The organism is Streptomyces sp. DSM 40868 (genome assembly GCF_011820545.1).
Lineage (GTDB): Bacteria > Actinomycetota > Actinomycetes > Streptomycetales > Streptomycetaceae > Streptomyces > Streptomyces eurythermus.
Window position 1 is genome coordinate 6,958,767 of the sequence record NZ_CP050504.1, and the last position, 12,697, is coordinate 6,971,463.

The following is a 12,697-nucleotide window of genomic DNA, read 5'->3' on the forward strand; positions in this document are numbered from 1 at the left end:
ACCGAGGCCCCTGGACCAGGAGGCGAAGCGAGGGCCGGCCGCGATGCACGAATCGGACCCAGGCGAACACCGGCACATCCACCCCGGCGCGTGCGGTACGGGCCGCGCCCGATGACGGGCGAACGACGACCGAAAAGCAGACCCCTTGATTCGCTTCCATGGTTGTGGCAGCCGCGGGGAGCGTCGGCAGAGAGGTGGGAAACCATGCATGTCCCCGGCGAGGAAAACGGGCATTCCATTGCCATTGTCGGAATTGCGTGCCGACTGCCGGGCTCTGCCACCCCCCAGGAGTTCTGGAGACTCCTGGCCGACTCCGCAGACGCATTGGACGAGCCCCCCGCCGGCCGTTTCCCGACCGGCTCATTATCCTCGCCCCCCGCTCCGCGCGGCGGATTCCTCGACAGCATCGACACTTTCGACGCGGATTTCTTCAACATCTCGCCCAGAGAAGCCGGTGTCCTCGACCCCCAGCAACGCCTCGCGCTGGAACTCGGCTGGGAGGCGCTGGAAGACGCCGGAATCGTCCCGCGACACCTCAGGGGAACCCGCACCTCGGTCTTCATGGGCGCCATGTGGGACGACTACGCGCACCTGGCGCACGCACGGGGAGAAGCCGCCCTCACCCGGCATTCCCTGACGGGAACGCACCGCGGCATGATCGCCAACCGGCTCTCCTACGCCCTGGGCCTCCAAGGCCCCAGCCTCACCGTCGACACCGGACAATCCTCCTCCCTCGCCGCCGTGCACATGGCCTGCGAGAGCCTGGCCCGCGGCGAATCCGACCTCGCCCTCGTCGGCGGCGTCAACCTCGTCCTCGATCCGGCCGGCACGACCGGCGTCGAGAGGTTCGGAGCACTCTCACCGGACGGCAGGTGCTACACCTTCGACTCCCGGGCGAACGGCTACGCCCGAGGAGAGGGCGGCGTCGTAGTCGTCCTCAAGCCCACCCACCGCGCGCTCGCGGACGGTGACACCGTCTACTGCGAGATCCTGGGCAGCGCCCTCAACAACGACGGCGCCACGGAAGGCCTCACCGTCCCCAGCGCCCGCGCCCAGGCGGACGTCCTGCGACAGGCATGGGAACGGGCACGCGTGGCCCCGACGGACGTCCAGTACGTGGAACTGCACGGAACCGGCACACCGGCCGGCGACCCCGTCGAGGCCGAGGGCCTCGGCACCGCGCTCGGCACCGCACGCCCGGCCGAGGCGCCGCTCCTGGTCGGCTCGGTCAAGACGAACATCGGTCACCTCGAAGGCGCGGCAGGCATCGCGGGCCTCCTGAAGACGGTCCTGAGCATCAAGAACCGGCACCTCCCGGCAAGCCTGAACTTCACCTCGCCCAACCCCCGCATCGACCTCGACGCCCTGCGCCTGCGCGTCCACACCGCGTACGGCCCCTGGCCGAGCCCCGACCGGCCGCTGGTGGCGGGCGTCTCCTCCTTCGGCATGGGCGGGACGAACTGCCACGTCGTCCTGTCCGAGTTACGGAACGCGGGAGGCGACGGCGCCGGAAAAGGGCCGTACACCGGCACGGAAGACCGGCTCGGCGCCACGGAGGCGGAGAAGAGGCCGGACCCGGCAACCGGAAACGGTCCTGATCCCGCCCAGGACACCCACCGCTACCCGCCGCTGATCCTGTCCGCCCGCAGCGACGCGGCCCTGCGCGCACAGGCGGAACGGCTCCGCCACCACCTGGAACACAGCCCCGGACAGCGCCTGCGGGACACCGCCTACAGCCTGGCGACCCGCCGCCAGGTCTTCGAGCGGCACGCGGTGGTCACCGGACACGACCGCGAGGACCTGCTCAACGGCCTGCGTGACCTGGAGAACGGCCTCCCGGCCCCCCAGGTCCTGCTCGGCCGCACGCCCACCCCCGAACCGGGCGGCCTCGCCTTCCTCTTCTCCGGGCAGGGCAGCCAGCAGCCCGGCATGGGCAAGCGACTCCACCAGGTGTTCCCCGGCTTCCGGGACGCCCTGGACGAGGTCTGCGCCGAACTCGACACCCACCTCGGCCGACTCCTCGGCCCCGAGGCCGGCCCGCCCCTGCGCGACGTGATGTTCGCCGAGCGGGGCACGGCGCACAGCGCCCTGCTCTCCGAGACCCACTACACCCAGGCCGCCCTCTTCGCCCTGGAAACCGCCCTCTTCCGCCTCCTGGTCCAGTGGGGCCTGAAACCCGACCACCTCGCAGGCCACTCCGTCGGCGAGATCGCGGCCGCCCACGCAGCAGGCATCCTCGACCTGTCCGACGCGGCCGAACTCGTGGCCACCCGCGGCGCGTTGATGCGTTCCCTGCCCGGCGGCGGCGTCATGCTCTCGGTCCAGGCACCCGAGTCCGAGGTCGCACCCCTGCTGCTCGGCCGTGAGGCCCACGTCGGCCTGGCCGCCGTGAACGGCCCCGACGCGGTGGTCGTGTCCGGCGAGCGCGGCCACGTCGCCGCCATCGAACAGATCCTCCGGGACAGGGGCCGCAAAAGCCGGTACCTGCGCGTCAGCCACGCCTTCCACTCCCCGCTCATGGAACCGGTGCTGGAGGAGTTCGCCGAAGCCGTCGCCGGCCTGACCTTCCGGGCACCGACCACACCCCTCGTCTCCAACCTCACCGGCGCACCAGTCGACGACCGGACCATGGCCACGCCCGCCTACTGGGTCCGGCACGTCCGGGAAGCGGTCCGCTTCGGCGACGGCATCCGGGCACTCGGGAAACTGGGCACCGGCAGCTTCCTGGAAGTCGGGCCGGACGGCGTCCTCACCGCCATGGCGCGCGCATGCGTCACCGCCGCCCCGGAGCCCGGCCACCGCGGCGAACAGGGCGCCGATGCCGACGCCCACACCGCGTTGCTGCTGCCCGCCCTGCGCCGAGGACGGGACGAGGCGCGATCGCTCACCGAGGCCGTGGCACGGCTCCACCTGCACGGCGTGCCGATGGACTGGACCTCCGTCCTCGGCGGCGACGTGAGCCGGGTCCCCCTCCCGACGTACGCCTTCCAACGCGAATCCCACTGGCTGCCGTCCGGAGAGGCTCACCCGCGACCGGCGGACGACACCGAATCCGGCACGGGACGGACCGAGGCGTCCCCGCCGCGGCCGCACGACGTCCTGCACCTCGTGCGCTCCCACGCGGCGGCTGTGCTCGGACATTCCCGGGCCGAGCGGATCGACCCCGACCGCGCGTTCCGCGACCTCGGCTTCGACTCGCTGACGGCGCTGGAACTGCGGGACCGGCTCGACACCGCACTCGGCCTCCGCCTGCCCAGCAGCGTGCTCTTCGACCACCCGAGCCCCGGCGCACTGGCACGCTTCCTCCAGGGCGACGACACGAGGCGCCCCGAACCAGGGAAGACGAACGGCACGCGCGCCACGGAGCCAGGCCCGGACCCGGACGACGAGCCGATCGCCATCGTCGGCATGGCGTGCCGCTTCCCGGGTGGCGTGACCTCTCCGGAGGACCTGTGGCGCCTGCTCGCCGCAGGCGAGGACGCGGTGTCCGGCTTCCCCACGGACCGGGGCTGGAACGTCACTGACTCCGCCACGCGCCGCGGAGGCTTCCTGTACGACGCCGGCGAGTTCGATGCCGCCTTCTTCGGTATCTCGCCGCGTGAGGCGTTGGTGATGGACCCGCAGCAGCGGTTGCTGCTGGAGACGTCCTGGGAGGCCCTCGAACGCGCGGGCGTGAGCCCCGGCAGTCTGCGCGGCAGCGACACGGCCGTGTACATCGGAGCCACAGCGCAGGACTACGGCCCCCGACTGCACGAGTCGGACGACGACTCGGGCGGCTACGTCCTGACCGGCAATACCGCCAGCGTGGCCTCCGGCCGCATCGCCTACTCCCTCGGTCTGGAGGGGCCTGCGGTCACGGTGGACACGGCGTGTTCGTCGTCGCTGGTGGCACTGCACCTGGCGGTGCAGGCGCTGCGCCGTGGCGAGTGCTCACTGGCATTGGCCGGCGGAGCCACGGTGATGCCTTCGCCCGGCATGTTCGTGGAGTTCTCACGGCAAGGGGGCCTCTCCGAGGACGGCCGCTGCAAGGCGTTCGCCGCGACGGCGGACGGCACCGGCTGGGCCGAGGGTGTGGGTGTGTTGTTGGTGGAGCGGTTGTCGGATGCGCGGCGGTTGGGTCATCGGGTGTTGGCGGTGGTGCGGGGGAGTGCGGTCAATCAGGATGGTGCGTCGAATGGGTTGACGGCGCCGAATGGTCCGTCGCAGCAGCGGGTGATCCGTGCGGCGTTGGCTGACGCGGGTCTGGTTCCTGCTGATGTGGATGTGGTGGAGGCGCATGGTACGGGGACGCGGTTGGGTGATCCGATCGAGGCTCAGGCGTTGTTGGCGACGTATGGGCAGGGGCGTGCGGGTGGGCGTCCGGTGGTGTTGGGGTCGGTGAAGTCGAACATCGGTCATACGCAGGCGGCGGCTGGTGTGGCTGGTGTGATGAAGATGGTGCTGGCGCTGGGGCGGGGTGTGGTGCCGAAGACGTTGCATGTGGATGAGCCGTCTGCGCATGTGGACTGGTCGGCTGGTGAGGTGGAGTTGGCGGTTGAGGCGGTGCCGTGGTCGCGGGGTGGGCGGGTGCGGCGGGCTGGTGTGTCGTCGTTCGGGATCAGTGGCACGAATGCGCATGTGATCGTGGAGGAGGCGCCTGCGGAGCCGGAGCCGGAGCCGGAGCGGGGTCCGGGCTCTGTTGTGGGTGTGGTGCCGTGGGTGGTGTCCGGGCGGGATGCGGGGGCGTTGCGTGAGCAGGCGGCACGCTTGGCTGCGCACGTGTCGGGTGTAAGTGCGGTCGATGTGGGCTGGTCGTTGGTGGCCACGAGGTCGGTGTTCGAGCACCGGGCGGTGATGGTCGGCAGTGAACTCGATGCCATGGCGGAGTCGTTGGCCGGCTTCGCTGCGGGTGGGGTTGTGCCGGGGGTGGTGTCGGGTGTGGCTCCGGCTGAGGGTCGTCGTGTGGTGTTCGTCTTTCCTGGTCAGGGTTCGCAGTGGGTGGGGATGGCGGCTGGGTTGCTGGATGCGTGCCCGGTGTTCGCGGAGGCGGTGGCGGAGTGCGCTGCGGTGCTGGACCCGTTGACCGGTTGGTCGCTGGTCGAGGTGTTGCGCGGTGGTGGTGAGGCTGTTCTTGGGCGGGTTGATGTGGTGCAGCCGGCGTTGTGGGCGGTGATGGTGTCACTGGCCCGGACCTGGCGGTATTACGGTGTGGAGCCTGCTGCGGTTGTGGGGCATTCGCAGGGTGAGATTGCTGCGGCTTGTGTGGCTGGGGGGTTGAGTCTGGCCGATGGTGCGCGGGTGGTGGTGTTGCGGAGCCGGGCGATCGCCCGGATCGCTGGTGGGGGCGGCATGGTCTCCGTCAGCCTGCCGGCCGGCCGTGTCCGCACCATGCTGGAGGAGTTCGACGGCAGGGTTTCCGTTGCGGCGGTCAACGGTCCGTCCTCGACCGTGGTGTCGGGTGACGTCCAGGCCCTGGATGAGTTGTTGGCCGGTTGTGAGCGGGAGGGTGTCCGGGCTCGTCGTGTCCCGGTGGACTATGCCTCCCACTCCGCGCAGATGGACCAGTTACGCGATGATCTGCTGGAAGCGCTGGCGACGATCGTCCCTACATCGGCGAACGTACCGTTCTTCTCGACGGTGACGGCGGACTGGCTGGACACGACCGCTCTGGATGCGGGGTACTGGTTCACGAATCTGCGGGAGACGGTCCGGTTCCAAGAAGCCGTCGAAGGGCTCGTGGCTCAGGGGATGGGCGCGTTCGTCGAGTGCAGCCCGCACCCCGTCCTCGTCCCGGGCATCACAGAAACACTCGACACCTTCGACGCCGACGCTGTCGCACTGTCGTCGCTGCGGCGTGACGAAGGCGGCCTGGATCGGTTCCTCACGTCCCTCGCGGAAGCCTTCGTCCAGGGCGTCCCGGTCGACTGGTCCCGCGCCTTCGAGGGTGCGAGCCCCCGCACCGTCGACCTGCCCACCTACCCCTTCCAACGGCAACGCTACTGGCTGCTCGACAAGGCGGCGCAACGGGAACGCGAGCGGCTGGAGGACTGGCGCTACCACGTCGAGTGGCGCCCCGTCACGACACGACCTTCCGCACGGCTGTCCGGTGTCTGGGCCGTGGCGATTCCGGCACGTCTGGCCCGTGACTCACTGTTGGTCGGCGCCATCGACGCACTGGAGCGAGGCGGCGCCCGTGCCGTGCCCGTGGTGGTCGATGAGCGGGACCACGACCGGCAAGCGCTGGTCGAGGCTCTGCGGAACGGGCTGGGCGACGACGACCTCGCCGGTGTGCTCTCCCTTTTGGCCCTCGACGAAGCCCCGCACGGTGACCACCCCGACGTGCCCGTCGGCATGGCCGCTTCGCTGGCGCTCGTGCAGGCGATGGCCGACGCCGCGGCCGAGGTGCCCGTATGGTTCGCGACCCGAGGCGCCGTAGCGGCACTGCCCGGTGAGTCACCGGAGCGACCCAGGCAGGCGCTGCTCTGGGGACTGGGACGGGTCGTCGCCCTGGAACAGCCGCAGATATGGGGCGGGTTGGTCGACCTCCCGCAACACCTGGACGAGGACGCGGGCCGACGGCTGGTCGATGTCGTGGGCGGCCTGGCGGACGAGGACCAGCTTGCCGTACGGGCCTCCTCCGTCCTCGCCCGACGCCTCGTTCGTACGCCGGGTCACCGTATGTCGAGCCAGGCGGGCGGGCGCGAGTGGTCGCCCAGCGGCACGGTCCTGGTGACCGGAGGCACCGGGGCGCTGGGCGCGCACGTCGCCCGCTGGCTGGCCGGCAAGGGCGCCGAGCACCTGGTACTCATCAGCCGTCGCGGAGCGGACGCAGCCGGGGCCGCTGCCCTTCGGGACAGCCTCACGGACATGGGTGTCCGGGTGACCCTGGCCGCGTGCGATGCAGCGGACCGGCACGCACTGGAGACGCTCCTCGACTCGCTGCGCACGGATCCGGCGCAGCTGACGGCCGTCATCCACGCCGCGGGTGCTCTGGACGACGGCATGACGACGGTGCTCACACCGGAGCAGATGAACAACGCCCTGCGAGCGAAAGTCACGGCCACCGTCAACCTGCACGAACTGACCCGGGACCTCGACCTCTCGGCCTTCGTACTGTTCTCGTCCATCTCCGCCACCCTGGGAATCCCCGGGCAGGCCAACTACGCGCCGGGAAACTCGTTCTTGGACGCCTTCGCGGAATGGCGCAGGGCTCAGGGGCTCGTGGCGACCTCCATCGCCTGGGGACCGTGGTCCGGCGGCACCGGCATGGCACATGAAGGGTCGGTGGGCGAACGGCTCCAGCGGCACGGTGTACTCGCCATGGAACCCGCGGCGGCCATCGCTGCGCTCGACCACACGCTGGCGAGCGACGAAACCGCAGTGGCCGTGGCCGACATCGACTGGAGCCGGTTCTTCCTGGCGTACACAGCACTGCGGGCACGGCCCTTGATCGGAGAGATACCCGAGGCACGCCGCATGCTGGAGTCCGGCTCAGGCCCCGGCGACCTCGAGCCGGACCGTGCCGAACCCGAGCTTGCCGTGCGTCTCGCGGGCCTCACCGCGGTCGAGCAGGAACGTCTTCTGGTGCAGCTCGTGAGGGAGCAGGCCGCCGTCGTCCTCGGACATTCCGGCGCCGAGGCGGTGGCTCCGGACCGAGCGTTCAAGGATCTCGGATTCGACTCGCTGACCTCGGTCGAACTGCGCAACCGGCTGAACACCGCCACCGGCCTCAGACTGCCCGTGACGGCCGTCTTCGACTACGCGAGGCCCGCGGCGCTGGCCGGCCATCTGCGCTCCAGGCTGATCGACGACGATGGTGACCACGGTGCCTTGCCCGGCGTGGAGAAGCACGCGATCGACGAGCCGATCGCGATCGTGGGAATGGCATGCCGCTTCCCGGGAGGCATCGCTTCCCCGGAGGATCTGTGGGACGTGCTCACCGCTGGTGAGGACGTTGTCTCCGGACTGCCGCAGAACCGCGGGTGGGACTTGGGGCGCCTGTACGATCCCGATCCGGACCGGGCCGGTACGTCATACATGCGTGAGGGTGCTTTCCTGCACGAGGCGGGGGAGTTCGACGCGGCCTTCTTCGGTATCTCGCCGCGTGAGGCGTTGGCGATGGACCCGCAGCAGCGGTTGCTGCTGGAGACGTCCTGGGAGGCCCTCGAACGGGCCGGCATCACTCCTTCCAAGCTGGCGGGCAGTCCGACCGGTGTGTTCTTCGGCATGTCGAACCAGGACTACGCCGCCCAGGCGGGCGACGTGCCGTCCGAGCTGGAGGGCTACCTGCTCACCGGCTCCATCTCCAGCGTCGCTTCGGGGCGTGTTGCTTACACGTTCGGTCTTGAGGGGCCTGCGGTGACGGTGGATACGGCGTGTTCGTCGTCGTTGGTGGCGTTGCATCTGGCGGTGCAGGGGTTGCGGCGGGGTGAGTGTTCGCTTGCGTTGGTGGGTGGGGTGACGGTGATGTCGTCGCCGGTGACGTTGACGACGTTCAGTCGGCAGCGGGGTTTGTCGGTGGATGGGCGGTGCAAGGCGTTCGCGGCTTCGGCGGATGGTTTTGGTGCTGCCGAGGGTGTGGGTGTGTTGTTGGTGGAGCGGTTGTCGGATGCGCGGCGGTTGGGTCATCGGGTGTTGGCGGTGGTGCGGGGGAGTGCGGTCAATCAGGATGGTGCGTCCAATGGTCTGGCGGCGCCGAATGGTCCGTCGCAGCAGCGGGTGATCCGTGCGGCGTTGGCTGACGCGGGTCTGGCTCCTGCCGATGTGGATGTGGTGGAGGCGCATGGCACGGGGACGCGGTTGGGTGATCCGATCGAGGCTCAGGCGTTGCTGGCGACGTATGGGCAGGGTCGTACCAGTGGGCGTCCGGTGTGGCTGGGGTCGGTGAAGTCGAACATCGGGCATACGCAGGCGGCGGCCGGTGTGGCTGGTGTGATGAAGATGGTGCTGGCGTTGGGTCGGGGTGTGGTGCCGAAGACGTTGCATGTGGATGAGCCGTCACCGCATGTGGACTGGTCGGCTGGTGAGGTGGAGTTGGCGGTTGAGGCGGTGCCGTGGTCGCGGGGTGGGCGGGTGCGGCGGGCTGGTGTGTCGTCGTTCGGGATCAGCGGCACGAATGCGCATGTGATCGTGGAGGAGGCGCCTGCGGAGCCTTCGGTGGAGGAGGGTCCGGGCTCCGTTGTGGGTGTGGTGCCGTGGGTGGTGTCCGGGCGGGATGCGGGGGCGTTGCGTGCACAGGCGGCACGCTTGGCTGCGCACGTGTCGAGCACGGGTGCGGGTGTGGTTGATGTGGGCTGGTCGTTGGTGGCCACGAGGTCGGTGTTCGAGCACCGGGCGGTAATGGTCGGCACTGATCTTGATTCCATGGCGGGGTCGTTGGCCGGCTTCGCTGCGGGTGGTGTTGTGCCGGGGGTGGTGTCGGGTGTGGCTCCGGCTGAGGGCCGTCGTGTGGTGTTCGTCTTTCCTGGTCAGGGTTCGCAGTGGGTGGGGATGGCGGCTGGGTTGCTGGATGCGTGTCCGGTGTTCGCGGAGGCGGTGGCGGAGTGTGCCGCGGTGCTGGACCGGTTGACCGGTTGGTCGCTGGTCGAGGTGTTGCGTGGTGGTGAGGCTGTTCTTGGGCGGGTTGATGTGGTGCAGCCGGCGTTGTGGGCGGTGATGGTGTCACTGGCTCGGACCTGGCGGTATTACGGTGTGGAGCCTGCTGCGGTTGTGGGGCATTCGCAGGGTGAGATTGCTGCGGCTTGTGTGGCTGGGGGGTTGAGTCTGGCCGATGGTGCGCGGGTGGTGGTGTTGCGGAGTCGGGCGATCGCCCGGATCGCTGGTGGGGGCGGCATGGTCTCGGTCGGTCTTTCAGCTGAGCGTGTCCGCACCATGCTCGACACCTACGGCGGCAGGGTTTCCGTCGCGGCGGTCAATGGCCCGTCCTCGACCGTGGTGTCCGGTGACGCCCAGGCCCTGGATGAGTTGTTGGCCGGTTGTGAGCGGGAGGGTGTCCGGGCTCGTCGTGTCCCGGTGGACTATGCCTCCCACTCCGCGCAGATGGACCAGTTACGCGATGAGTTGCTGGAGGCGCTGGCGGACGTCACTCCGCAGGACTCCAGTGTTCCGTTTTTCTCGACGGTGACGGCGGACTGGCTGGACACGACCGCTCTGGATGCGGGGTACTGGTTCACGAATCTGCGGGAGACGGTCCGGTTCCAGGAAGCCGTTGAAGGGCTTGTGGCTCAGGGGATGGGCGCGTTCGTCGAGTGCAGCCCGCACCCTGTCCTCGTCCCGGGCATCACAGAAACACTCGACACCTTCGACGCCGACGCTGTCGCACTGTCGTCGCTGCGGCGTGACGAAGGCGGCCTGGATCGGTTCCTCACGTCCCTCGCGGAAGCCTTCGTCCAAGGCGTTCCCGTCGACTGGACCCATGCCTTCGAGGGTGGACGCCCGCGCTTCGTCGACCTGCCCACCTATGCCTTCCAGCGACAGCGCTACTGGCTGCACGAAGAGCCGCTGCAAGAGCCGGTCGATGAGGCGTGGGATGCCGAGTTCTGGTCTGTGGTCGAACGCGGCGATGCCACAGCCGTGTCCGACTTGCTGAGCACGGACGCCGAGGCTTTGCACACGGTGTTGCCGGCTTTGTCGTCGTGGCGGCGGCGTCGGGTGGAGCATCGACGGCTTCAGGACTGGCGTTACCGGGTGGAGTGGAAGCCTTTCCCGGCCGCGCTTGATGAGGTGCTCGGTGGTGGCTGGTTGTTCGTGGTGCCGCGGGGCTTGGCGGATGATGGTGTGGTTGCGCGGGTGGTGGCTGCCGTCACGGCGCGGGGTGGCGAGGTCAGTGTCGTGGAGCTCGATCCGACCCGTCCTGACCGCCGGGCTTATGCGGAGGCTGTCGCGGGCCGTGGTGTGAGCGGGGTCGTGTCGTTCTTGTCCTGGGATGATCGGCGGCACTCGGAGCATTCTGTTGTTCCCGCCGGTCTTGCCGCGTCGCTGGTGTTGGCGCAGGCGTTGGTTGATCTTGGCCGGGTTGGTGAGGGGCCGCGGTTGTGGCTGGTGACGCGGGGTGCGGTGGTTGCTGGTCCTTCGGATGCCGGTGTGGTGATTGATCCGGTGCAGGCGCAGGTGTGGGGTTTCGGGCGTGTTCTGGGTCTGGAGCATCCCGAGTTGTGGGGTGGGCTGGTGGACCTGCCGGTGGGGGTTGATGAGGAGGTGTGCCGGCGGTTCGTGGGTGTTGTGGCGTCGGCTGGTTTTGAGGATCAGGTGGCGGTGCGTGGTTCGGGTGTGTGGGTGCGTCGTCTGGTGCGTGCTGTGGTGGATGGTGGTGGGGGTGGTTGGCGGCCGCGTGGGACGGTGTTGGTCACGGGTGGTCTTGGTGGTTTGGGTGCGCATACGGCCCGGTGGTTGGTGGGTGGTGGGGCGGATCATGTGGTTCTTGTGAGCCGTCGTGGTGGCAGTGCGCCTGGTGCTGGGGATCTGGTGCGGGAGCTGGAGGGGTTGGGCGGGGCTCGGGTGTCGGTGCGGGCCTGTGATGTGGCTGATCGTGTGGCGTTGCGGGCGTTGTTGTCGGATCTGGGTGAGCCGGTGACGGCGGTGTTCCATGCGGCTGGTGTTCCTCAGTCGACGCCTTTGGCGGAGATCTCTGTCCAGGAGGCGGCTGATGTGATGGCGGCCAAGGTGGCGGGTGCGGTGAATCTGGGTGAGTTGGTGGATCCCTGTGGTCTGGAGGCGTTTGTGTTGTTCTCCTCCAATGCCGGTGTGTGGGGCAGTGGGGGGCAGGCGGTGTATGCGGCGGCGAATGCGTTTCTTGATGCGTTGGCGGTGCGTCGTCGGGGTGTTGGTCTGCCGGCCACGAGTGTGGCGTGGGGGATGTGGGCTGGTGAGGGGATGGCGTCGGTGGGTGGTGCGGCGCGGGAGTTGTCCCGTCGGGGGGTGCGGGCGATGGATCCCGAGCGTGCTGTGGCGGTGATGGCTGATGCGGTGGGTCGTGGTGAGGCGTTCGTCGCGGTCGCTGATGTGGACTGGGAACGTTTCGTCACCGGTTTCGCTTCTGCCCGTCCCCGTCCGTTGATCAGTGACCTGCCGGAGGTGCGTGCTGTTGTGGAGGGCCAGGTCCAGGGCCGGGGCCAGGGGTTGGGCTTGGTCGGTGAGGAGGAGTCGTCGGGGTGGTTGAAGCGGTTGTCGGGGTTGTCTCGTGTGCGGCAGGAGGAGGAGTTGGTGGAGTTGGTCCGTGCTCAGGCTGCCGTTGTTCTCGGGCATGGTTCCGCGCAGGACGTCCCGGCTGAGCGGGCGTTCAAGGAGTTGGGTTTTGATTCCCTCACTGCTGTCGAGCTACGCAACGGGCTGGCCGCGGCCACCGGGATCCGGCTGCCGGCCACCATGGCATTCGATCATCCCACCGCCACCGCCATCGCACGCTTCCTGCAATCCGAACTCGTGGGAAGTGACGACCCGCTGACGCTCATGCGGTCGGCGATCGACCAGTTGGAGACCGGTCTGGCTCTGCTGGAATCGGACGAAGAAGCTCGCTCGGAAATCACGAAGCGATTGAACATTCTTCTGCCCCGCTTCGGAAGCGGAGGCAGTTCGAGAGGCAGGGAAGCAGGACAAGACGCAGGCGAACATCAGGATGTCGAGGACGCCACCATCGATGAGCTATTCGAGGTGCTCGACAACGAACTCGGCAATTCCTGAAAACCTGTCCGACTGCTACCGCGACCTTGACCGGAGAACG

1 protein-coding gene is annotated in these 12,697 nt (G+C 69.0%); it reads left to right on the forward strand.

The window, feature by feature from the left end; translation table 11 throughout:
• Positions 1 to 204: 204 nt before the first annotated feature.
• Positions 205 to 12,657 (forward strand): type I polyketide synthase, encoded by a 12,453-nt coding sequence (locus HB370_RS42510; protein ID WP_280117762.1) that lies wholly within the window; start codon positions 205 to 207, stop codon positions 12,655 to 12,657.
• Positions 12,658 to 12,697 lie beyond the last annotated feature (40 nt).